At 69.5% G+C, this 22,435-nt stretch carries 24 protein-coding genes; 10 read left to right on the top strand and 14 right to left on the bottom strand.

Translation table 11 applies throughout. The annotated features are described in order from the left end of the window. Positions 1-298 precede the first annotated feature (298 nt). Both EAO79_RS04165 and EAO79_RS04160 read left to right on the top strand, forming a co-directional pair. Positions 299-1,987 carry an ABC-F family ATP-binding cassette domain-containing protein gene (locus tag EAO79_RS04165; protein ID WP_124767898.1) on the top strand — a complete coding sequence of 563 codons (1,689 nt, stop codon included), beginning with the start codon at positions 299-301 and terminating at the stop codon, positions 1,985-1,987. Positions 1,988-2,129: 142 nt separating this feature from the next. Further along, entirely contained in the window at positions 2,130-2,405 is a 276-nt protein-coding gene (locus tag EAO79_RS04160) for a hypothetical protein (protein ID WP_124767897.1), read from the top strand. A 16-nt stretch (positions 2,406-2,421) separates the two neighbouring features. On the opposite strand, the gene EAO79_RS04155 is transcribed toward EAO79_RS04160, so the two are convergent. The 4 genes from EAO79_RS04155 to EAO79_RS04140 all read right to left on the bottom strand — a co-directional run bounded on the left by EAO79_RS04155 (position 2,422) and on the right by EAO79_RS04140 (position 5,945). Then, positions 2,422-3,375, bottom strand: a complete 954-nt coding sequence (locus EAO79_RS04155; protein ID WP_124767896.1) for a helix-turn-helix transcriptional regulator — start codon at positions 3,373-3,375, stop codon at positions 2,422-2,424. Between the two features lie 77 nt (positions 3,376-3,452). Continuing rightward, positions 3,453-3,824 (bottom strand): hypothetical protein, encoded by a 372-nt coding sequence (locus tag EAO79_RS04150; RefSeq protein ID WP_124767895.1) that lies wholly within the window; start codon positions 3,822-3,824, stop codon positions 3,453-3,455. Between the two features lie 89 nt (positions 3,825-3,913). Next, entirely contained in the window at positions 3,914-4,246 is a 333-nt protein-coding gene (locus tag EAO79_RS04145; protein WP_079706140.1) for a hypothetical protein, read from the bottom strand. A 142-nt stretch (positions 4,247-4,388) separates the two neighbouring features. Next, positions 4,389-5,945: a deoxyguanosinetriphosphate triphosphohydrolase family protein gene (locus EAO79_RS04140; protein WP_124767894.1), complete on the bottom strand. Its 1,557-nt coding sequence runs from the start codon at positions 5,943-5,945 to the stop codon at positions 4,389-4,391. Positions 5,946-5,984: 39 nt separating this feature from the next. On the opposite strand from EAO79_RS04140, the gene EAO79_RS04135 reads away from it, so the two are divergent. Beyond that, complete coding sequence (locus tag EAO79_RS04135) at positions 5,985-6,566, top strand: uracil-DNA glycosylase family protein (protein WP_124767893.1); 582 nt, start codon at positions 5,985-5,987, stop codon at positions 6,564-6,566. 165 nt (positions 6,567-6,731) lie between these two features. Then, positions 6,732-7,112: a hypothetical protein gene (locus EAO79_RS04130; RefSeq protein ID WP_124767892.1), complete on the top strand. Its 381-nt coding sequence runs from the start codon at positions 6,732-6,734 to the stop codon at positions 7,110-7,112. Between the two features lie 57 nt (positions 7,113-7,169). On the opposite strand, the gene EAO79_RS04125 is transcribed toward EAO79_RS04130, so the two are convergent. Then, entirely contained in the window at positions 7,170-7,529 is a 360-nt protein-coding gene (locus EAO79_RS04125; RefSeq protein WP_124767891.1) for a VOC family protein, read from the bottom strand. Between the two features lie 194 nt (positions 7,530-7,723). Between EAO79_RS04125 and EAO79_RS04120 the strand changes: the two genes are divergently transcribed. Together EAO79_RS04120 and EAO79_RS04115 are read left to right on the top strand one after the other, a co-directional pair. After that, positions 7,724-8,176 (top strand): NUDIX domain-containing protein, encoded by a 453-nt coding sequence (locus EAO79_RS04120; RefSeq protein WP_124767890.1) that lies wholly within the window; start codon positions 7,724-7,726, stop codon positions 8,174-8,176. 180 nt (positions 8,177-8,356) lie between these two features. Further along, positions 8,357-8,815, top strand: coding sequence for a putative immunity protein (locus EAO79_RS04115; RefSeq protein WP_206428280.1), 459 nt, complete (start codon positions 8,357-8,359; stop codon positions 8,813-8,815). Between the two features lie 89 nt (positions 8,816-8,904). Here the strand turns inward: EAO79_RS04115 and EAO79_RS19170 are convergent, their stop codons facing one another. Then, entirely contained in the window at positions 8,905-9,057 is a 153-nt protein-coding gene (locus EAO79_RS19170; RefSeq protein ID WP_165766958.1) for a hypothetical protein, read from the bottom strand. A 45-nt stretch (positions 9,058-9,102) separates the two neighbouring features. Beyond that, positions 9,103-9,738, bottom strand: a complete 636-nt coding sequence (locus EAO79_RS19165) for a TetR/AcrR family transcriptional regulator (protein WP_206428279.1) — start codon at positions 9,736-9,738, stop codon at positions 9,103-9,105. 63 nt (positions 9,739-9,801) lie between these two features. Between EAO79_RS19165 and EAO79_RS04105 the strand changes: the two genes are divergently transcribed. Continuing rightward, positions 9,802-10,527: an NAD(P)H-binding protein gene (locus tag EAO79_RS04105; RefSeq protein WP_124767889.1), complete on the top strand. Its 726-nt coding sequence runs from the start codon at positions 9,802-9,804 to the stop codon at positions 10,525-10,527. On the opposite strand, the gene EAO79_RS04100 is transcribed toward EAO79_RS04105, so the two are convergent. After that, positions 10,515-11,504, bottom strand: a complete 990-nt coding sequence (locus tag EAO79_RS04100) for an aldo/keto reductase (RefSeq protein WP_124767888.1) — start codon at positions 11,502-11,504, stop codon at positions 10,515-10,517. The genes EAO79_RS04105 and EAO79_RS04100 overlap by 13 nt on opposite strands. A gap of 135 nt (positions 11,505-11,639) precedes the next feature. On the opposite strand from EAO79_RS04100, the gene EAO79_RS04095 reads away from it, so the two are divergent. Next, positions 11,640-12,293, top strand: a complete 654-nt coding sequence (locus EAO79_RS04095; protein ID WP_124767887.1) for a GNAT family N-acetyltransferase — start codon at positions 11,640-11,642, stop codon at positions 12,291-12,293. A 25-nt stretch (positions 12,294-12,318) separates the two neighbouring features. Here the strand turns inward: EAO79_RS04095 and EAO79_RS04090 are convergent, their stop codons facing one another. From EAO79_RS04090 to EAO79_RS04080, 3 genes are all read right to left on the bottom strand, one after another. Beyond that, positions 12,319-13,977 carry a cell wall metabolism sensor histidine kinase WalK gene (locus EAO79_RS04090; RefSeq protein WP_124767886.1) on the bottom strand — a complete coding sequence of 553 codons (1,659 nt, stop codon included), beginning with the start codon at positions 13,975-13,977 and terminating at the stop codon, positions 12,319-12,321. Between the two features lie 168 nt (positions 13,978-14,145). After that, the gene (gene ctlX, locus EAO79_RS04085) at positions 14,146-15,123 is read right to left on the bottom strand and encodes a citrulline utilization hydrolase CtlX (RefSeq protein ID WP_124767885.1); all 978 of its coding nucleotides are present in this window, start codon (positions 15,121-15,123) and stop codon (positions 14,146-14,148) included. A gap of 7 nt (positions 15,124-15,130) precedes the next feature. Further along, a complete protein-coding gene (locus tag EAO79_RS04080; RefSeq protein ID WP_124767884.1) occupies positions 15,131-16,159 on the bottom strand; it encodes an ornithine cyclodeaminase in 1,029 nt (342 codons plus the stop codon). Positions 16,160-16,320: 161 nt separating this feature from the next. On the opposite strand from EAO79_RS04080, the gene EAO79_RS04075 reads away from it, so the two are divergent. Continuing rightward, positions 16,321-16,752 carry an Lrp/AsnC family transcriptional regulator gene (locus EAO79_RS04075; protein WP_079704383.1) on the top strand — a complete coding sequence of 144 codons (432 nt, stop codon included), beginning with the start codon at positions 16,321-16,323 and terminating at the stop codon, positions 16,750-16,752. Positions 16,753-16,919: 167 nt separating this feature from the next. Here EAO79_RS04075 and EAO79_RS04070 read toward each other — a convergent pair whose 3' ends face one another. The 3 genes from EAO79_RS04070 to EAO79_RS04060 form a co-directional block, all read right to left on the bottom strand. Continuing rightward, positions 16,920-19,481, bottom strand: a complete 2,562-nt coding sequence (locus EAO79_RS04070; RefSeq protein ID WP_124767883.1) for a polynucleotide kinase-phosphatase — start codon at positions 19,479-19,481, stop codon at positions 16,920-16,922. Further along, positions 19,478-20,881 (bottom strand): 3' terminal RNA ribose 2'-O-methyltransferase Hen1, encoded by a 1,404-nt coding sequence (locus EAO79_RS04065; RefSeq protein WP_124767882.1) that lies wholly within the window; start codon positions 20,879-20,881, stop codon positions 19,478-19,480. Before EAO79_RS04065 ends, EAO79_RS04070 begins: the two co-directional genes overlap by 4 nt. 130 nt (positions 20,882-21,011) lie before the next feature. Further along, positions 21,012-21,491 carry a hypothetical protein gene (locus EAO79_RS04060; RefSeq protein WP_124767881.1) on the bottom strand — a complete coding sequence of 160 codons (480 nt, stop codon included), beginning with the start codon at positions 21,489-21,491 and terminating at the stop codon, positions 21,012-21,014. A gap of 77 nt (positions 21,492-21,568) precedes the next feature. Between EAO79_RS04060 and EAO79_RS04055 the strand changes: the two genes are divergently transcribed. After that, positions 21,569-22,381, top strand: coding sequence for an endonuclease/exonuclease/phosphatase family protein (locus EAO79_RS04055; RefSeq protein WP_124767880.1), 813 nt, complete (start codon positions 21,569-21,571; stop codon positions 22,379-22,381). The last annotated feature ends 54 nt before the right edge of the window (positions 22,382-22,435 follow it).

Below are 22,435 nucleotides of genomic sequence, written 5' to 3'. Positions count from 1 at the left end.
GACCTCCTCCGGTCCCTGAGCTGACCTCCTCCGGTCCCTGAGCTTGTCGAAGGGCGGTCGGGGCACTTCGACAAGCTCAGTGACCGGAGTGGGGGCTCAGTGACCGGAGTGGGGGCTCAGTGAAAGGGGTCAGGCTCAGTGAAAGGGCAAGCTCAGTGACCGGGAGTTGTGCGCAGCCGCGGTTGCGCGCGGCCGGACCGGCGCGGCTAAACTGGTCGGCTCGCCAGGCGGTGGGCGGCCCGGCGCGAACCAGCGCGGGCCCGTTCGGGAGCGATCGGCTCCCTGGGGAGTGCGCACCATGGGCTACATCGACGTCAGCGACCTCAGCTACACGCTGAGCGACGGACGGACCCTGCTGGACGAGGTCTCGTTCCGCGTCGGCGAAGGGGCGATCGCCGCGCTCATCGGAGCGAACGGCGCCGGCAAGACGACGCTGCTGCGGATCATCCGCGGCGAGCTCCAGCCCGACTCCGGGGTCGTCTCCATCGACGGCGGCCTCGGCGTGATGGACCAGTTCGTCGGTCGCGGTGACGATGACCGGACGGTCCGTGACCTCCTCGTCCAGGTCGCGCCTCCGCGGGTCCGTGCCGCGGCAGAGGCGGTCGACCGCGCCGAGCTCGCCCTCATGGAGGACGACGTCGAGGCGACCCAGATGGCCTACGCGACGACGCTCGCCGAGTACGCCGACGCCGGCGGGTACGACCAGGAGGTGCTCTGGGACAGCTGCTGCGAGGCGGCACTCGGGGTGCCCTACGACCGCGCGCAGTGGCGGACGCTTGGAACGCTGTCGGGCGGCGAGCAGAAGCGGCTCGTCCTGGAGGCCCTGTTCCGCGGCCCTGAGCAGGTCCTCCTCCTCGACGAGCCCGACAACTCGCTCGACGTCCCGACGAAGCGCTGGCTCGAGGGGATGCTCGCCGAGACCCGGAAGACGGTCCTCCTCGTCTCGCACGACCGCGAGCTCCTGGCACAGGCGGCGACCCGCATCATCACGCTCGAGGTCGGCGCGGCCGGCAGTACGACGTGGACCCATGGCGCGAGCTTCCGCAGCTACCACGAGGCCCGGGACGCCCGCCTCGACCGACTCGACGAACTCCGCCGGCGCTGGGACGAGGACCGCGTGAAGCTGCGCGCACTCGTGCTGCGTCTGCGCGAGCAGGCCAAGTTCAACGACTCCATGGCCTCCCGTTACCGCGCCGCGCAGACCCGACTCGCCAAGTTCGAGGAGGCCGGTCCACCTGAGGAGCGACCGAAGGACCAGCAGGTCACGATGCGCCTCCGCGGCGCACGCACGGGCCGCCGCGCGATCGTCTGCACGGGGCTGGAACTGACCGGCCTCATGCAGCCGTTCGACGCGGAGATCTGGTTCGGCGAGCGCATCGGCGTCCTCGGTTCGAACGGATCGGGCAAGTCGCACTTCCTCCGGCTGCTCGCCGGCGGTGGGACGGATCCCGATCCGGGCGCCGGACACCTCGCCGCAGCGGGCGACGCGCTCGTCCCGGTCGAGCACGACGGCGACGCCAAGCTCGGCGCGCGCGTGCAGCCGGGGTGGTTCGCACAGTCGCACCGGCACCCCGAACTCGTCGGCCGGACCCTGCTCGACATCCTGCACCGCGGCGACGAACACCGGTCGGGGCTCCCCCGCGAGGCCGCCAGCCGCGTGCTCGACCGCTACGGTCTGGCGGGCGCGGCCGAGCAGCCGTTCGAATCCCTGTCGGGCGGACAGCAGGCGCGCCTGCAGGTCCTCCTGCTCGAACTCTCCGGCGCCACGCTGCTCCTGCTCGACGAGCCGACCGACAACCTCGACCTCGTCTCGGCGGAGGCGCTCGAGCAGGGTCTGGCGGGTTTCGAGGGCACGGTGATCGCGGTCACCCACGACCGCTGGTTCGCGCGCGGCTTCGACCGCTTCCTCGTCTTCGGCTCCGACGGCCGGGTGCAGGCCTCCGACGAGCCCGTCTGGGAGGAGACCCGCGTCGACCGCGCGCGATAGCGGGTGTCGCCGCAGTTTCGCCGCGCAGGAGGGAGACTGAGGCGACACCCCCTGCACGTGTGGCGACCTTGGTCAACCCACCGTGATCCACAGGCACGTTCCATACGCTTGCAGCAACAACCCGATCCCGGAGGTGATGGTCATGCAGTACAGCATCGCCATCGGCCGCGTTTCGTACGACATCGAGTCGGGTGTCGACATCTCGGCACTGATGAGCGAGATCGAGTCCGCCGTCCAAGCCGGTGGTCGCTTCGTCCACGTCCCGCTCTCCGCAGATCGCAACCTGGACGTCCTGGTCAGCCCGGGCCTGCAGGTGACCGTGGAATCCTTCGCGAACCGGGCGCTGGAGATCGTTCCCGCCATCGAGACGGAGAAGCTGTCGGGTCTCGACGAGTACGACGAGTTCGGCGACTTCTGAGCCGAACGGCCGGCGGCTAGGAACCGAGCGTCGTGCTCGGATACTCGCCGAAGCGGTTGGTGTACGAGGCGGAGAACCGCCCGAGGTGCGCGAACCCCCACCGGCTGGCGACCTCCGCGACCGTGGCCAGCCCGGGGTCGGCCTTCTGCAGTTCCTCTTGCACCCGGTCGAGCCTGACCCGTCGCAGGTAGTCGATCGCGGTGATGTCGTGCTCCCGACGGAACGCGCTCTGGAGGCTGCGCTGGCTCATGCCGACCGCTTCGGCAACGTCCTCCGTGCGGATCGGGAGGTGCGCGTTGGCGATCATGAACTCGATGGCCGCGCGGGTCTTCCCGGCGTCCGGCAGGCCGATCTCCACCGGCGCGTGCAGGGCCGTGTGCGGGAACGTCTCGAGGAGCGCGATCGCCGCCGACCGGTTCGCCTCGGCGCGGAGGACGGCCGGACTGGTGTCGTCGTAGATGACCCTGGCGACGGAGGTCACCGAAGCGGCCCACCGGCGGAGCTGCTCACCGGTCGGTCGGGCTGTCGTGTCGAAGAGGATCGGGCCGCTCGTACCCTCCACCTCGCCGGCCACCCGCTCGAGGAACGTCCCGTCGAAGTGCATGAGGTTCTGCCGGTAGTCCGTGAAGTCGAACTCGGCGAGCCGGTTGTTCGCGAACATCGCCGGCTGCCCGTGCACGAGCTGCATCGGCGCGCCGGCGAGATCGGTGGCCCCACTGCCCGCCGTCAGCCAGGAGACGATGTATTCGCCTTCCGTGAGCACCGTCCCGGTGACGCGTCCGGTGAACTGGGTGGCGCGCAGGGTCAGCTCGTCGTCGCCGATCGCGGTGTACCGGAAGGTGAACGCCGATTCGGTGGGTTCGATGATCATCGAGCCGGCGTTGTACGCGCCGGCGAACAGATCGCGAGCCTCATCGACGTCGCGGCCTGCGACCTCGGACCGCTCCGCGGGTCCCGTCTCTTCGCTCATCGCTCATAGAATCTCACGGCGGAGCCCGGCTGTCATCCCGTAGCGGGTCGTTTCCGGCCCGAGCAGACCACTCGATGTCAGGCGGTCCCTTGCAGGAAGCCGTGTTCCGCACCCAGGACCTCGGTGAGCGCGGACGACGCCATGCGGGCGAACCGCGGGAGGACCGTGGTCTCGTGGACGGCGGTCGGGCGCTCGGACCAGACGGTCACCACGATGAGGCCGCCTTCGGCACGGAGCGACCAGGCGACGATGTGATTCGCCGGAACCCGGACGGTGTCGCCGTCGACGCCGAGGCTGAGGGACGTCCGACTGAGGGACAGCCCGCCCTCCGCGTCCAAGCTGGCGTGCGAGGTCTGGAACACGATGTCCGTGCGGTCGAGGGAACGACGGGAGGCGCGTGCGTCGTCCAGGTCGAGGAAGTCGGGCGCGCCCTGGAGTCCGGTGGTCACGGTGGCACCCCCAACTGGTGTTTCAGAGACGTCCGACGGCCGGAGCGCGTCGAGACGATGGTCGGTCAGTTGTCGCCGACCGTTCGGATCTACGCTGCGGACTCGACGCGCTTCGCGGCGCCGGCTGCCGGCTCGGGGACGACGCGCATGCCCTTGGCACTGTTGGCCTGCTCGAGGAGCGCGGCCAACCACTCACGGTTGAGCTCGGGGGCACGGCTGCCGTAGAACGAGAACTGGAGGGGGATCATCGGGTTCAGCCAGAGCGACTGACGTCCGGTCCCGCGGCCGGGAACGGCTTCGAGGTGGAAGGCGAAGCTCTCGTTGCGGCGGAACTTCGTGAAGATGACCGTCTGCAGGTGTGCGAGCAGTCGGTCTTCGATCTCGTGCGGGGTCGGAGGGGTTCCGTAGAGGAGGTTTCCCATGAGGCGCGCCATCCGTTCTGTTTCGGTGCCGGGCTGGTTCCCGGCGCCGTTGCTAACGCTAGATCTTCTAGCAATCCCCCGCTCTGACCTATCCGAAATGCGTCGGGTATTGCTCGGAACCGGGTCGGCGTTCAGGCTGCACTCAGCTGCCGAAGGCCCATGCCTCGCGGTCTCCGCGCAGTCTGGCGGCGAGCGCCGTCGCCTGTTCGTCGGTCAGCGAGGCGACGTAGTCGAGGATGCCACGCGCCCGACCGAGGCGCCCCAGGGCGCGTGGGTCGCTCTGCGGGCGGCCACTGTCGGACTCGGGGTCTGCCGGGAGCCAGTCGGGGTTGTCCGCCCGGAGTCGGAAGTAGCCGTCGGTGGCGAGTTCGACGAAGTCGAGGAGCTTCTGCGGCGCACGCGGGCCGTCGCGGGGGTCGTCGAGCCAGCTGTCCAGTTCGGTGACGAGCACGTCGAGCACCCGGGACTGGCCTCGCTGGTAGGTGGCGAAGTCCGGCCGGTCGATGACGAACCGGGTGTGGACGAACTTCAGCACCGTGACGTCGTGCCAGGCCTCGGGCAGGAGTGACACGTGCCCGGAGCGCACGTTCGGCTCCTCGACGACGAGGACGGAGCGCTGGAGCCGACCGATCCAGGACGACACGAACGACTCGATGGCGCGTTCGGTTCGGCTCGAGCCGTCGAAGGGGACGGCGAGAAGTCCTTCGACGAGCTCGGTCGCGACCCGCTGGACCGACGCCCGGAAGTGCTCATCGCTGGCGATCCACGGGTCGCGTGAGACGATCCGCCGGCGCAACAGCTCGAGCGAGTGGCCGGGTGCGCGGTTCCAGAGTTCGTCGGCGTCGAGCGCGGCGAGGGTGTGCTGGTCGCGGAGGAAGGTGCGGAACTCGACCGCGACCGCCGCCTGCTGCAGGACGCCGGCGCGGTAGAAGTCGTCGAGGTCGTGCAGCGAGTAGGCGATGTCGTCGGCGACGTCCATCACGGAGCACTCGACGGTCTGCTGCCAGGGCGCGATCGCGGTGAACGCGCTGCGGGCGTCGAGCATGTCGTCGAGATCGAGGGTGTACGCGGAGAACTTCGGCGGCGCGGTCTCCCAGCGGCTGGCGGTTGACCCGCGAGGCATGCGGGTGGGGTCTGCCGGGTCGAGGTCGGGGCGGTGGATGGTGCGGCCCCAGGGGTACTTGAGCACTGCGGCGCGGGAAGCGGCCGTGAGGTTGAGGCCCTCCTTCACCGTCTCGCACACGTCGAGTGCGGAGAGGATGCGGAACGACTGCGCGTTGCCCTCGAAGCCCTCCGCGAGGCCGAGCCGCTCACGTGCCAGGCGGTCGAGGACCTGCTCACCGAGGTGGCCGAACGGTGGGTGGCCGAGGTCGTGGGCGGAGGCGGCGGCCTGCACCACGACCGGGTCGCAGCCGCCGAGTCGCTCGACGATGGCGTTCTGCTCGGGATCGGTCGTGGTGAGCTGCATGGCGATCGCGCGCGCGACAGCGGTCACCTTGATCGAGTGCGTGAGGCGGTTGTGGACGACCTGACCGACGCCGGAGGGCGAGACGACCTGCGTCACGGCGGACAACCGCGCGAAGTAGGGGGAGAACCGGATGCGCTCGAGGTCGACGCGGTACTCGGGGTACTCCTCGCCGGTCGCGAACCGGTCCACCGGCTCGGGGATGAGTCGCCGTCGCCGCTGGTCGTCGTCCATCCCCTCACTGTATTGCGCGGCGGGTGGGAGACTGCAGGGATGCATCCGATCGATCGACTCCGAGCCGAGGTCGCCGCGCACGAGTCGAACGCTTGGGCCCACGAGCTCGGCTGGAAACCGCTCTTCGTCGCCTCTCCGGAGGCCCGCGTGCTCATCATCAGTCAGGCGCCTGGTCGTCTGGCGCAGGAGTCGGGCATCCCGTGGAACGACCCGAGCGGCGTCCTCCTCCGCTCCTGGATGGGTGTGACGCCCGAGGAGTTCTACGACCCGGCGAACGTCGCGATCATCCCGATGGACTTCTACTTCCCGGGCAAGGGGGCGAGCGGCGACCTGCCGCCGCGCCGCGACTTCGCGCCGCGCTGGCATCCACGCCTGCTCGAGCAGCTGACCGAGGTGCGCCTGACGATCCTCATCGGCGCCTACGCCCAGCGCGCCTACCTCGGACCGCGGGCCGGTCGCACCCTGACGGAGAACGTCCGTGCCGCGGAGACCCACCTCCCGCTCTTCCCGATCGTGCACCCGTCGCCGCTCGCGCGCGGCTGGCGCAGCAAGAACCCCTGGTTCCAGGAGGAGACGGTTCCCCTGCTGGCCGCGCGGGTGCGGGCGGCGCTCACGACGTGACGAATAGGCTGATGAGGATGCCGGCACGCCGGCGTCTGATCGAAGGGACGGGGGGGGCACGTCGTGAGCGATGAACCGAGCGCTGGCGACGGACTGCGGCCGCCGGCCGAACCGCTGTCAGGGCCGAGCTCAGCCAGGGAGCCTGCCGCGTCGGCCGCTGGATCCGTGTCAGCCGCCGACCCTGGAGCAGCCGACCAGGACGGACCGGTCACCGGACGAGCGTCCGGCGTCGGCATCACGCTGCTCCTGTTCGGGCTGCTGGTGGTGAGCTGGCTCGTCCAGCTGTCCTTCGCCCTGCAGGGCGGGTTCGGGCCACCCGAGGACCGGCTGAGCGACGGCGGCTTGCTCGGCGGGTTCATGCTCGGCGCCGCGATCGCGATCGGTTCGCCCATCGTCGTGCTCATCCTGCAGGCGCGGGTCCACAAGCGGACGCCTCGGCACTCGATCGTCGCCGTCATCGGCGCAGTCGTCGTGCTCATCATCGCCGTGCCGATCAACGCCGTGGTGGTGGGCCTCCAGGCCGTGAGCGTCGTCAGCGGCAGCTAGGCGCTCGTCGCCGCGGATATGGGAGCGCATTCGCGGGGGGTGAGGTAGACGAGGCGGCTATTCGGGGACTTCCCAGAGTTCGATCGGGAGTCCCTCGGGGTCGTGGATGCGGACGAATCGGCCGTATTCCGTCTCCCACTCAGTTCGACGCTCGACGGCGATCCCGGCTCCCTCGAGATGCGCCGTCAGGGCGTCCAAGTCGCTCACGCGAAGGTTGAGCATGAAGGGCTGGTCGTGAGCGAACGACTCGCTCGTCCCCGCAACAGGCGCGAAGACGGTCATGCCGGCCTCCTGCATCCAGACGGCGTCTTCGCCCTCTGCGCCGGCTTCGATGCCGAGATGCTCGCGGTACCACGCCGCGCGCGCCGACGGGTCATGACTGCGGAAGAACAACCCGCCGATGCCGAGAACGCCCATGGGGTGAGCTTATCGACGCGAGGAACTCCGCGACCCCGACGCAGATTCGAGATCGGTGCTGCGGGACATCAGGACATACGGTGCACGTCCGCTGTCGTCCGTGATGGTCGATCGCGGCTCGAACCAAGTGATACCCGGAATCGTCTACGGGCGAGCATGTTGATCTCCGCTCAGCGGCATAGGGTTTGACGACCATGAGCCACTTCTCCGTTATTCCCGCGTCGTATGTCTTCCTGCGCCGCGATCAATCAGTCCTGTTGCAACGACGGCAGAACACCGGCTACATGGACGACTGTTGGTCAGCGGGTGCCGCCGGCCATGTGGAGTTTGGTGAAACTGCGGCGTCTGCCGCAATCCGCGAGGCGAGAGAAGAACTTGGCGTCCAGGTGGCACCTGAGGCGCTATCGGCCGTGGCTGTCATGCAGAGAACCGATGGCACAGCGAACCCGATGGAACAGCGCGTCGACTGGTTCTTCGTCTGCGACGTCTGGGGTGGCGAACCACTGATCCGAGAACCAATCAAGTGCGCAGAACTGTCGTGGTTTCGCCTCGACGATCTACCGCTCAACCTGCCCGCTCACGAGCGGCTCGCACTGGACGCCTTGCGCGAGGGGCGCGGGTCAGCGGTCCTCACGTTCGGGTTCTGACCACCCGTCAGCGCGACTGTCCGGCCTTCCACCTGTTTCATAACGTGTCAAACAGTGGTGCGTTGAACGGTTGAGACCACCATGATTTCCGGGCCACTTCCATTACGTAAGCGCGTGCCCTCTCGACACAACCTGCGGCGGGCCGATCTTTCCACGCTTGATCCCTGAGACGATCGAGGCGTGAGCGAAGAGACGAAACCGAAGTGGGCGAACCCTGAGCCGGCGATCCATCACGCGATCGCACTGTGGGCGGCGAGCTGCGCAGAACGCGCTTTGCCGATCTTCGAGCAACAGCGCCCCGGTGACGATCGACCACGCGCAGCGATCGCGGCACTCCGAGCTTGGGAACGCGGTGAACTTCCGATGACGGCGTGCCGCACCGCTGCGTTCGCAGCACATGCGGCCGCACGCGACGCGACCGAAGCAGGAGCGGCCGCCGCCGTCGCCGCTGCTCGTGCAGCCGGTCAGGCGTGCGCGGTAGCCCACATGTTCGACCACGCTCCGCACGCTGCGACCTACGCCGCGAATGCCGTGGGCCTCAACGGAGACGGTAAGACCGCCGAAGAAGCTGAGCGCGCCTGGCAGTGGGAGGAACTGGCACCCAAGCTGCGCCCGATCGGCTTCCCCAAGGGTCGGTGACCGACCCCGCCGCGGGAAGGCATCCGAAGGCCGCGACAGCGAAGAGGCTGTTGTCGTATCGAGCCCGAGCGGCTCGCCGCGAGCCGCCCTTACAGACCGGCGATTTCAGCCGATCGCACGACGAAGTACACGAGGATGGCGACGAATGCCACGACGAGGACGACAGCGGTCCAGAACATCGCGATGCGAAGCCGCCGCGTCTGTGGAGATTCGCCGGGTCGATTCCAGGGTGCGCGAGCCATGGAGCAACCATAACGGGGGGCGGCCCACGCTGAGCAAGCCGCCGCTCAGGTGCCGAGCTCTCGAGTCGCATCGGGAACGGCCGAGGCCGACGCGACGGCCCGAACCACCGCGGCGAGGGTCGAGGAGCCCTGGGCGGTTGAGAGGGCCCCGGACAGGATGCTTCGGGCGAGGGCGTCCCCGGCGCCGGGGATGGCACTCAACGGCACCGGGTCGATTGCGCCGGTCCATGGTTCCAGCGCCTCGCGGCAGATCTCGAGATACGCCAGCTCTGCCTCCGACCGCAGGGCACTCAACGTCGTCGATCCGCGAAGTGCGGACACGACGGCTGCAAGCTCAATCCCTTCCGCGATGCAGCAGCCGATGTAGGCCTCGGCGACCAGGTCCGCGACGGCAGTGAGATCCTGCGGTGCACGCGCGAGCGCCGCGACCAGGGCGTCTCGCTGATGGGATTCGAAGGCCCGGTAGACCTCGGACAGCAAGCCCGACAGATCGCCGAAATGGTCATAGGCCACGGGCTTCGTCACGCCGGCGTGCGCAGCCACCCGCGCCAGCGTGACGTCCGCGAGGTCATGCGTACGGATGAGGTCGCGGAACGCATCAAGCAACTGCGCGTGGCGCGCGTCCCACGAGAGGCGACGTCTCGGCCCAGAGCTGAAGCTATCGTCCGCGGTGTTGTCCATCCCTCAATCCTATCTACTGTTAGTAAGTTACTATCGGTAGGTAATGGATCGAGAGGATCACCCATGACGTCACGAGACACCACCGCCGCGACCGAGAACGCATCCCACGACTATTCAGCCGCACCCACTACGCGCGTGTTCATCTTCGGGATCACGGGCAGAGTCGGTCGCCTCCTGGCGACCCGGCTCCGCGCCAGAGGTGTCGTCGTCTCAGGCCTCACGAGGTCGTCGCTGCCGGCTCCCGCCCTCGCCAATGGAGTGACGACCGTCACCGGCGAGCTCGGGGTCGCCACCACGGAGGAGATCACGGCGATGATCTCGGACTGGGACGTCATCGTCTTCGCGGCAGGGTCGAACGCCGGACCCCAGAGCGTGACGGACGACATCGACGACGCGGCGCTCCAGCGCGTGTCGGAAGCGGTCACTGCGTCACCGGGGAAGCGCCTCATACTGCTGTCCGTCATGCCGGAGGCTTGGCGCGAACGGCAACTGAGCGACGACGAAGAGCATTACTTCGCCGTCAAGAAGCGGGCGGAGGTCGCGCTGACCCGCCAGCCGATCGACTGGGTCATCCTCCGCCCGTCGCTGCTGACCGATGACCCGGCCCGGGGAACGGTCGCCCTGGGGCCCGCCGAACTCCACGACGAGATCACGCGCGCAGACGTGGCTACTGTCCTCGAGGCACTCATCCTCGAGCCGAACATCAGCCGACAGATCCTCGAACTGAACACCGGGCCGACCGCCATCACCGAGGCGGTCGGCCGCATCGCACACGCCTACCAGGCGTAGGCCTCCGGGGCCTGGCCACCGGGGCCGGGGAAGAGCTCGTCGAGGGCGGTGAGATCGTCGGCGCTCAGCTCGATGTCGACTGCTGCGACGGCGGACTCGAGCTGCTCGATCGTGCGCGGTCCGATGATCGGGCCGGTGACGCCGGGCTGATGCAGGAGCCACGCGAGACCGAGGGACGCCGAGGTCCAGCCACGCTCGGCCGCGAAACGGTCGTAGGCGTCGAGCTGGTCCTGCTGCTTGGCTCGGGCCTCGGTGATGCGGGACTCGCCCGATCGAGCGCGCTTGTCGGAGGAGCCGCCGCTCAGCAGCCCGCCCGACAACGGCGACCAGGGCAGGATGCCGAGCCCGTAGTGCTGCGCGGCGGGGATGACCTCGAGTTCGATCGAGCGCTGCGCGAGGTTGTAGAGCGACTGCTCGCTGACGAGGCCGAGGAAGTGCCGCTGTGATGCGACCTCGTTCGCCTGCGCGATGTTCCACGCCGCGAAGTTCGAGCTACCGGTGTAGACGACCTCGCCGCGCGCGACGAGCACCTCCATCGCCTGCCACAGCTCCTGCCAGGAGATGTGCCGGTCGATGTGGTGGAACTGGTACAGGTCGATCCGGTCCGTCTGCAGGCGCTCGAGCGACGCGATCGCCTCACGACGGACCTGCCAGGCCGACGCGCCACGCGCGTTCACGACGTCCGAGCCGTCGTCGTTCGGGGCGACCATGGGCGAGTGGACCTTCGTCGCCAGGACGATGTCGTCACGGACGCCGGGACGGGCTGCGAACCACCGGCCGATGATCTCCTCCGTCGCCCCACGACCGGCGCTGCCGCCGTAGGCGTTGGCGGTGTCGAAGAAGTTGACGCCGAGGTCGAACGCCCGGTCCATGATCGCGAACGAGTCCTCCTCGCTGGTCCGGTCGCCGAAGTTCATCGTGCCGAGCACGATCCGGGAGACCGCCGTCCCCGTGCGGCCGAGGTGCGTGTACTTCATCGTTGAGCCCTTCTCATCGTCGAACCGGGCCGCGATCCCGCGGCGCGTCGAGTGTGTCACGGAAGCCGTCCCCGGCACCCCCGGCTCGACAGGGCGGCCTCGACCGGCTACAGCCCGAGGCGATACCGTGGCCTGATGCTCAGCCTCACCGACGTCTGGCCGCTCTTCGGCCTGGAGATCCGCACGCCGAGACTCGTCCTGCGCCTCGTACGCGACGAGGACCTCCCCGGATTGATCGAAGCCGCCCTCGCCGGCGTCCACGATCCCGCCGTCATGCCGTTCTCCACGCCGTGGACCGACCAGCCGCGCGAACAACTCATCCGCGAGACCGCGCGGCACCTCTGGACCCAGCGTGCAGGCGCGACGCCGTCGTCCTGGACGCTCAACCTCGCGATCCTCCTGGACGGGACGCCGATCGGTCTGCAGGACATCGGCGCCCGCGACTTCGCCGTCACCCGGACGGTCGGGAGCGGTTCATGGTTGACGCAGGCGCAGCAGGGCAAGGGGCTCGGCATCGAGATGCGGGCGGGCATGCTGCAGTTCGCCTTCGACCACCTCGACGCGCAGGTCGCGGTGTCGGACGCGGCCGTCTGGAACGGCGCATCGCTGGGCGTCTCGCGACGACTCGGCTATCGGGACAACGGCCTGCAACGCTTCATCGGGCGGCCGGGCGAGCTCGTCGAGTCGCAGGGCCTCCGACTGCACCGCGACGAGTTCGTGCGACCCGACTGGACCGCCGAGGTCACCGGCCTCGACGCGGCACGACCGATGCTCCACGGCGAGGCGTGACCCGACGGAGGACGGACGCCCGACGTCACCGTGACGGCGTGAGCACGGGCTCCGTCGGGAGCGTCAGGGTCGCCACGGTCGAGCCGGGAACGCCGGCACCAGCGGGAGAACTCCGCAGGGTAACGGAACCGCCGTGCGCGTCGGCGATCGCTCGCGCCGCCGGCAGGCCGAGCCCTACGCCCTGCACCGCCTGGTCCCGGGCGTAGTCGGCCCGGTAGAACTTGTCGAAGGCCTGACGGAGTTCGTCGGTGCTCATCCCGACGCCCGTGTCGCTGACGGTCACCTCGACGTGCCCGGCACCCGGCTCGACGACCACGTCGACCGTCCCATCGGCCGGCGTGAACTTCACGGCGTTGGCGACGAGCTCGGTGATCGCACGGTGGACCTGCTCGGGGTCCGCAGAGACGACCGCCGCCGCATCGGCGTGCAGTCGGACGACCGGACCGGAGACTCCCGCGGTCGCCGTCTCGATCGCACGCGCGGCGACGTCAGTGAGGTCGATACGGCTCGGCTCGATCTGGACCGTGGAGTCCGATGCGGCCAGCAGCTCCTGCACGCGCTGCTCGAGCGCGACCGCGTTGCGCTGGACCACCCGCAGGGCCGGAAGGAGACCGGGGGCGTCGACCTCGGCGTCGTCCATGATCAGTTCGAGGTAACCGTGGATGGAGGTGAGCGGTGTCCGCAGCTCGTGCGACACCGTCGTGAGGAACGCCTCACGGACGTTGATCGCGTTCGCGAGTTCGGTGACGTCGTGCGCCACGATGACCGTCCCCAGGTGCGTGTCGCCGTTCCGGACCACCCGGGTGGAACTCGCCAGGATCGCCCGCTGGCGGCCGGCCTCCCCCACCCATTCGAGGTGGTTCGACAGCAGCTCACCGCGGAGCGCTCTCGGGATGATCTGCTCGTCGAACGGGATGGGCGTCCGCCGGTCGGCCTGGAGGACGTGCGGACCGGCGTACGGCGGGGTGTCCAGCCGGAACCCGACGGCGCTGACCATGTCGACGGCGTGCGCGTTGGCCAGACGCAGGGTGCCGTCGGCGGTGTAGAAGGCGACGCCGGCGTCGACCGTCTCGAGGATCGACTCGGCGAGCGCCTCAGCATCGAGGGCCCTCGCGAGCGAGACTTCGAGCTCCGCCGCCTGCTCGCGGATCGCCCGCTGGCCCCGTCGCAGTTGGCGGGCGCCGATGTTGACCGCAACGGCGATGCCGATCGTGAGCAACGGCAGCAGGGCCACGTTCAGCCAGTCCACGGCGCTGGTCGGCGTGCGCGCACGGAGCAGGTAGGGGGCACTGCTGATGAACAGGGTCCCCACGACAGCCAGGATGATCATCCGCGGGGTGAAGCCGAACGCCAGCCAGAGGACGGGGAAGATGCAGAGCAGGCTCGCCCCCGGGGCCACGCTGATGAGCTCCATGCGGACGCAGGCGACGGCCAGCAGGTCGAGGACGGCGATCGCGGCCATGGCGGACGTCGGCCAGCGCTCCCACGGGAGGACCGCGGCGAGGACGGTGCTGACCACCGCGATCGCCGTGCCCCCGAGCACGGCGAGGGTGAAGAACCGCTCCGGCAGGACGACCGCCACGAGGATCGCGACGATCGCGAAGGCGATCGCGAACGGCAACTGGGCGCGGGCGAAGACCCGGAGGCGGCCGTGTCGCGAGGCTTCGGGTTCCAACAGCGGCACGATCGCCCACTCTCTCCAGCGCTGGCCGAGGGGTCGTCGGCCGGATTCCACGTCGATCAGCTGATCGATCGTCAATCTAGCCGATCAGCGCGCGATCGTCCGTCGGCGAGCTGCTTGAGAGCGCAGCGGGCGGCGATTCGCGTTAATCGGACGATCGAGCGGCGCAGATCAAGCCCTCGCGAGCCGTGGATCGGCGTTCGGCGCAGGCTCCGGTGCGGACGGCCGGCGGTCCAGATGGATCCCGGCGATCATGCAGCGGACGGAGCCCCCGGCGAGCTCGATGGTCGGGACGTCCAGTGGCAGGATCCGGCAGCTGCGCTCGATGACCGCCAACTGGTCCGACCGCAGGCTCTGGACGGCGCGACTCGAGATCGCGAGGAGGCGCTCCCCCGCCGCCGACCGCAACTCGATCGCGTTGCCGGCGAAGTCGCAGACCTGCTCGTAACTGAGGTCCACGATGTCGCGTCCATGCGCGGTCAGGCGCTCCACCACCTGCTCGCGGCGCACCGGTGAGGCGATGAGGTCGAGGCCGACGAGGGCGAACTCGGTCGCCACGCCCATCATGACGTTGGTGTGGTAGATCGGGACCCCGTGCGGGTCGACCGCGTCGAAGACGAGCGGCTCGTAGCCGAAGTTGGTGCAGAACCGCTCGAGGGCGATCGGGTCGGCCCGGTGGGATCGCGCGACGAACGCCACCCGTGCCGCGTGGTCGAGCACCATCGCACCGGTGCCCTCGAGGAACACGTCGTCGAGCTCCAGCCCCGAGTAGTCGATGACGTCCTGCACGCGGTACTCGCGCTTCAGCATCTCGACGATGTCCCAGCGACGCTCGCGCCGGCGGTTCACCGCGTACATCGGGTAGACCGCCAGGTGCCCGCCCGCATGGGTGGACAGCCAGTTGTTGGGGAAGACGCTGTCGGGGCGGTCCGGGTCCTCGTCGTCGAACAGGTGGACGCGGACGCCCGCCGCATCGAGCGCCTGTGCCACGGCGGTGACCTCGTCGAACGCCGCGTGAGCCACCCCGGTCACGGACGCCGACGGGACGCCGTCCGCGACCTGGAACACGTTGTCGGCCGCGGTCAGCGGGTTCGGCGTGAACCGGTGCGGCCGGATGAGCACCACTGCCGACGGCGCCTGGACGGACATGTCGGACTCAGCCGACGGGAGAGAGCGCGCCGACGAGTCCGAAGAGGTCCTTCGGGTCGTCGGGGGCCGCGACGAGATCGATCTCCTCGAAGTACTCGCTGCCGTCGACGGAGTCGCGGAGGAAGCGCAGCGCCGTGAAGTCCTCGATGGCGAAGCCGACGGAGTCGAAGAGCGTGATCTGCTCCCGCGAGCTGCGGCCGGGGACGGCACCCGTGAGGACCTGCCAGAACTCGATCACCGGGAAGTCGGGAGCCATCTGCTGGATCTCGCCCTCGATGCGGGTCTGCGGCGGGAACTCGACGAAGACGTCGGCGCGATCGAGGATCGACGCCTCGAGTTCCGTCTTGCCGGGGCAGTCGCCACCGATGGCGTTCAGGTGCATGCCGGGCTCGACCAGGTCGTTCGTGAGCACGGTCGCGAGCGCCTTATCGGCCGTGCAGGTCGTGACGACGTCCGCGCCCGCCACGGCGTCGGCGGCACTCGTCCCGATGACGACCTCGAATCCGAGCGGCTCCAGGTTGCGCGCGAACTTGTCCATCGCGAGCGGGTCGACGTCCCAGATCCGGACGGTGTTGATCCCGAGGGCGGCCCGCATGCCGAGGGCCTGGAACTCGGCCTGGCTGCCCGCGCCGATGAGGGCGTGGACGCTCGAGTCGGGACGGGCGAGGTGCTTGGCGACCATGCCCGAGGTCGCGGCGGTCCGGAGGGCCGTGAGGAGCGTCATCTCAGCGAGGAAGGTGGGGTAGCCGTTGTGCACGTCGGCGAGGACACCGAAGGCCGTGACCGTCTGGTAGCCGCGTGCCGGGTTGGAGGGGTGGCCGTTCACGTACTTGAAGGCGTAGGTCTCGTGGTCGCTCGTCGGCATGAGCTCGATGACGCCGAAGGGCGTGTGACTCGCGACGCGCGGGCTCTTGTCGAACGACGGCCAGCGGCGGAAGTCGGCCTCGAGGTAGTCGATCATGCCGGCGATGATGCGCTCGGGACCTCGGTCGGCCGTCCAACGGATCATGTTGCGGACATCGACGAAACGCGTCATGACGTTCCCTCCAGACGGGTCGGGGTGTGAGAGCCACCGTGCGCAGATCGCACCCGGTGCTTCGAGCCTAGATTTCGACGATCTGCACTTTCCATTCCAGAGATGCGCGATTTGTGCACAGGTTATGCACAATGTGAGTAAGTCGGTTGTACATTGTGAGCATGGCAGCGCTCGACGATCTCGACCGAAGGCTGCTGGCTGCGCTCCGAGCCGACGGCCGGGCATCGGTCGCGAGCCTCGCGCGGTCGCTCGACGTCACCCGGGCCACGGTCACCAGCCGCCTGGAGCGCCTCGTCTCCTCGGGCACCGTCGTCGGGTTCTCGGTCCGGGTGCGCGACGAACTGGACCCGGGGACCATTCGCGCGATCGCCTTCATCGAGGTCGAGGGCCGCTCCACGGACCACGTCATCCGCCAACTGCGCGGCTTCCCCGAGATCAGCGCACTCCACACCACCAACGGCGGGTGGGACCTGGTCGCGGAACTCCGCACCGAGACCCTCACCGACTTCGACCGCGTGCTCGGCGGCATCCGGCGCATCGAGGGCGTCGTCAACAGCGAGACGAGCCTCCTGCTGAGTTCCGTCCTGCGCTGACGACCCGGTCGCGGCGCTTCAGCCCCGGCCCCTGAGCTGAAACCCGGTCCCTGAGCTGAAACCCGGTCCCTGAGCTTGTCGAAGGGCACACGGCCTGACCCCGCCCTTCGACAGGCTCAGGGACCGGACGGGGAGCGCAGGGAACGGACGGGTGCGACGAGCCGACGCTAGAGGCGCGGGTCGATCGGCTCGGACTCCATGGCGAGCACGCCGAAGACGGCCTGGTGCACCCGCCAGGTCGGTTCACCGGCGACGAACCGTTCGACCGCCTCGACGCCGAGCGCGTACTCGCGCAGCGCCATCGACCGCTTGTGGCCGATGTCCCGATCGCGCAGGCGCTCGAGGTTGTGCGGCTCCGTGTAGTCGGGACCGTAGATGATGCGCAGGTACTCACGGCCCCGCACCTTGATGCCGGGCTGCGCGAGCGACTTCTCACCGCGGACGAGACCGGCCACAGGCTTCACGACCATGCCCTCACCACCCGCACCGGTCAGCTCCTCCCACCACGCGGTCGCGGCATTCTCGGAGGCCGACGAGGTGAGGTCGACCTCGATCGAGCGGGTCCGACGGATGAGCTCCGGGTCGGCGTCCGCCAGGCGATCCGCGACCGCGAGATGCCAGGCGTGGTCGCGGCCCAGGTGACTCGCCCCGGTCGAGGCGAGGAGCTGGAACGGAGCGATCTGCACGCCCTCCAGACCGTTCGAGGGCGCGGTGTACGGGCGGTAGGCCGCAACGTAGGCGTCGGCGGCCTCGGCCCGTCGACGCGTCCGCTCGAGCAGGTCCGAGACGTCGACACCCGTCGCCGTCGCCTGCTCCAGCACGTGCACGGCCGCCGGGAGTGCGGCAGTCGCCGCAGCTCCGACCGAGGCGTACTGGTCGCGGATCAAGCTCTCCGCCTTCACCGACCACGGCAGCAGCTCGCTGTCGACGAGCAGCCAGGAGGCGTCGAGTTCCTCCCAGAGACCGGCTCGCTCCGCGGCGGCGTCGAGCCGGGTCAGGAGCGTCTGCGTCGTCTCCTCGTCGAAGAACGGCCGACCGGTTCGGGTGTGGACGGTGCCGCGCCACCCGGCAGGCGCACCGAAGGGTGCCGGATCCCGCGTGAGCAGGACGACGGCACGCGAGCCCATGTGCTTCTCCTCGCAGACCACCCGGTCGAGCCCATCCCGGCGATACGCCTCGAACGCCTCAGCGGGGTGCTCCAGGAGGTCCTTCCGCTGCGAGGTGCTCGGCGGACTCATCGTCGGCGGCAGGTAGACCAGGCGCCGCGGGTCGATCGCGAACCGGCTCATGACCTCGAGTGCGCCGGCCGCCGCATCTTCGCGGATGCCGACCCGGCCCGAGACACGGGTCTCGACGACCTGCTTGCCGAGGACGTCCTCGATGCGCAGCAGCCCGGGATCCCGCTGCTCGCCCGCGGGACCGGTCGGGCGGCCGAGCGGCACGACGGGTTCATACCAGACCTGCTCGGCCGGCACGTCGACGACCTCGCGCTCCGGCCACCGCAGGGCACTCAGCTTGCCGCCGAAGACGCAGCCGGTGTCGAGACACATCGTGTTGTTGACCCACTCGGCGTCGAGGGTCGGCACGTGGCCGTAGAGGACGGTCGCCTTGCCGCGGTAGTCCTCCGCCCACGGCAGCCGCACGGGCAGGCCGTACTCGTCGGTCTCCCCCGTGGTGTCGCCATAGAGCGCGAACGACCGCACCCGCCCGGAGGCGCGTCCGTGATACTGCTCGATCAGCCCGGCGTGCGCGACGACGAGCTTCCCGTCGTCGAGGACGAGGTGCGCGACGAGCTCGCGACAGAACCGCTCGACCTCGGCACGGAACTCCTCCGGCTCCTCGGCCAGTTGCGCGAGCGACTCAGCGAGCCCGTGACTGGTCTGCACCCGCTTGCCCTGCAGCGCGCGGACGAGCTTCGACTCGTGGTTGCCGGGCACCGCCAAGGCATGCCCCGCGCCGACCATCCCCATCGCCAACCGCAGCACGCCAGGGGTGTCCGGCCCGCGGTCGACGAGGTCGCCGAGGAAGATCGCCCGGCGTCCCTCGGGATGCGCGGCGTCGATCGGTCGACCCTCCATGTCGCGCTCGATCACGTACCCGAGCTTCGTGAGCAGCGTCTCGAGCTCGCTCCGGCACCCGTGCACGTCGCCGATCGCGTCGAAGGGACCGCGCTCCTCCCGGCGGTCGTTGAGCAGCGGCTCGCGCACGAACGACGCCTGCGCGATCGCCTCCACCCCGGAGAGGACGTGGACCTTCCGGAAGCCCTCCTTGCTGAGGTGCCGCATCGACCGGCGCAGTTGGTCCTGCTGCCGGGTGATGACGGCCGCGCCGAACGAGCGGTCCTCGCGGGCCTCGTTGCGCTCGATGCAGACGCGCTCCGGGACGTCGAGCACCACGGCGACCGGGAGGACGTCGTGGTTGCGTGCCAGGTCGATGAGCGACTTGCGCGAGGCCGGCTGAACGTTGGTCGCGTCGATGACCGTGAGGAGCCCGGCGTCCAGGCGGCGAGCTGCGACATCGCGGAGCGCGGCGAAGGCGTCGGCGCTGGCGGCCTGGTTGTTCTCGTCGTTGGAGACGAGCCCGCGGAAGAAGTCGCTCGACAGGGTCTCGAACCGGCCGAAGTGCGTGGCGGCGAAGGTCGACTTGCCGGACCCGCTCACCCCGATGAGGACCACGAGCGACAGTTCGGGGATCGGCAGGGCGGCGGGGGTCTGCTCGAGGTCGCTCATGAGATGGCCTTCCGGAAGATGGCGAGCTGCGTCGGCGAGCCGAGCTGCGGGTCGACGTCGCCGACCGTGCGGTGCTCGACGCCGTAGCCGTACCGCTCGGCCGCGGTGGTGCACCAGGTCGCGAACTCTTGACGGTCCCACTCGAACCGGTGGTCGGGGTGTCTGAACCCGCCCGCCGGCAACGAGGGGTACAACGCGTTGTATTCGCGGTTCGGCGTCGTGACGATCACGGCTTCGGGAGCCGCAGCACCGAAGATCGAGGCCTCGAGTGCATCGAGGCGCTCGGCGTCGATGTGCTCGACGACCTCCATGAGCACGATCGCATCGAGTCCGCGCAGCCGGCCGTCGGCGTAGGTGGCCGAGGACTGCAGCAGCTGGACACGCTCGCGGACGCGATCGCTCGCGTCGCGGAGCCCGAGCCGCTGCGACGCGGCTGCGAGCGCGCGTGCGGAGACGTCGGTACCGATCACCGTGCTGACCAAGGGATCCGCCATCAGGCGAGTCAGGAGGGCGCCCTCGCCGCACCCGACGTCGGCGACCGACCGCGCCCGCACGTCGGCGAGCGCCTGCAGGACCGCCTCGGCGCGCAGGCCGGCGAGCGCCGGGGCGCGCTTCGTCTGTGAGGCGGTGGCCGCTTCGTCCCCGTCGGCACCGTCGGTCCGCGCTTCCGGGTCCAGCTGCGACTGCGCATCGGTGACCATCCGCGACTGGTGCGCGAGATACCGCTTGGTGATCAGGTCCCGGTCGGGGTGGTCGGCCAGCCACCCCTCGCCGGCGCGCAGGAGTTTGCCGACCTCGTCGTCGGAGACCCAGTAGTGCTTGGCGTCGTCGAGGACGGGCAGCAGGACGTAGAGCTGGCGGAGGGCGTCCGCGAGGCGGAGGTGCCCGGTCAGTTCGAGGTCGACGTATCGCGAGTCGCCCCAGGCGGGGACCGTCGGGTCGAGCGGGATCGCCCGTTCGACGACGGTCCAGCCGAGCGGACCGAAGAGTCGGGTCGCCAGCTGCTCCAGGCCTCGCGACGGCACCGCCGCGACCGTGATCGTCAGCGGGAGCGCTGCCGCGGCGAGCTCCGGGTGGGAGTCGCTGCGGCCGGTCATGGCGCTGCGGAACACCTGCCCGATCGCGACGGCGACCATCGACGACGACGCGTACGGTCGGTCGTTCACGTACTGCGAGAGCGACGCGCTGTCACCGCCGCCGAACCGCTTCTGACGGACGAGCGCGATCGCGTCGACCTCGAGCAGCAGGGCGATGGTGCACCGCTCGTCGGTCGCCTCCGGGTAGAACACGTGGGCGCGCCCGACGCTGAGGTCGAAGCTCTGCGCCCGCGCGGGATGCTTGCGGACGAGGTGCCCCAGGTCGGCGGCCGACGGCGCGGTCGAGGTGATGGTGACGAGCACAGGTCCATCCGTCCGGTCGGCGTCGAGGTTCCTGAAAGCCTAGCGGCGGTCGTCGCGCGTGCGTGAGTCGCCCGAATCTGCACGGGTTTCGGCGATTTCCGTGCAGTTCCGGGCGACTCAGGCCGGCTGATCAGCCCCCGAACAGCTTGCCGAAGAACCCTTTTCGCGGCTTCCAGCCGGCGGCGGTCAGGGCGTCGATGACGGGTTGCTTCACCTCGTCCGTCGTGAACTGGTAGCCCATGAGGTGGCCGGTCGTGGTGCCGTTCCGGTCGGTCGACTGTGCGATCGGCGCGGCGCGCCCACCGAAGGTGAAGGTCTTCTGGGGCCCCGACTGCCACGTGCGCTTCGTCGAGAGCCCGTCGAGGCCGACGGTCGTCTTCGAGGAGGACGACTGCTCGTGGAACTCCCACTCGCCGTCCTCGGGGTGCAGCTCGACCCGCAGCTCGTACTCGGCACTGAACATCCCGGCGCCGATGAAGCCGAGCCAGCGCTGGTCGGCGTACCGCCAGTGCGCGACGATGCCGTCGGGTGTCGGGTCGTAGATGAAGGGGAGTTCTTCGCTGTTGAGCGCGAGGATCCGGGCCTGGGCGTCGCGGAGGTCGAAGGTCATGGGGCGAGTCTAGGCAGCCGGGCCGCCCAGCGACATGGGGACAGCTCCCCGTCACCCGGCTCCCCTACGCTGGCCGGGTGAGCGAATCCATCCTGACCCAGAACGTCCTGACCGTCATGAGCTACAACATCCGCACCGCCGTCGCCCAGCCCGGTCACGAGTGGGTGGACCGTGCACCGCTCGTCTCACAGGTCATCGCCCGCAACGCCCCAGACCTACTCGGGCTGCAGGAGGTCCGCGAGCACCAGCTGCACGACCTGCTCCCGGGCCTCGCCGAGTACGACTGGTTCGGGCAGGGCCGTGACGGCGGTTCGGCCGGCGAGTACGGGCCGGTGTGCTTCCGCCGCTCGCGGTTCGAACAGCTCGACGCCGGCGAATTCTGGCTGTCGGACACCCCCGACGAACCGGGCTCGAACACCTGGCCGTCGCTGCACGCACGGTTCGTCACCTGGGTCAGGCTCCGCGAGCGTCGCACCGGCGACGAGCTCGTCTTCGCCAACACCCACCTCGACCACGAGAGCTCACCGCACAGCGACGACGTCCGCACGCGCAGCGCGAAGCTGATCGCCGACCGATTCTCCGGCGTCGACGTCCCCGTCCTCCTCACCGGCGACTTCAACACCGAACGCGGATCGGCGGCGCACGACTCCCTGGCGGACGCCGGGTTCGTCGACCTCTCGCCGGTCGAGAGCGACGGTATCGGCACGTTCCAGGGCTACGGTCCCCAGCGTCCCGGGAACGCACGCATCGACTGGGTGCTCGGTCGCTCAGGCAGCGTCGCTCCGCACACCCGACTGGAACCGATCGAAGCCCTCGTCGACGAGCAGGACCCCACCTCGGAGGCGAGCGACCACTTCCCCATCCTCATCCGGGCGCAGCTCACCCACTGACGGCGATCAGACGCCGAGGTGTCCTCGCCGACGCCGTCCGACGATGTCGGGCAC

It is taken from the genome of Plantibacter sp. PA-3-X8 (genome assembly GCF_003856975.1).
In the GTDB taxonomy this organism is placed as follows: Bacteria; Actinomycetota; Actinomycetes; order Actinomycetales; family Microbacteriaceae; genus Plantibacter; species Plantibacter auratus.
The sequence above is the reverse complement of the archived record's forward strand: the minus strand, read 5'-3'. Positions and strand labels throughout refer to the sequence as shown.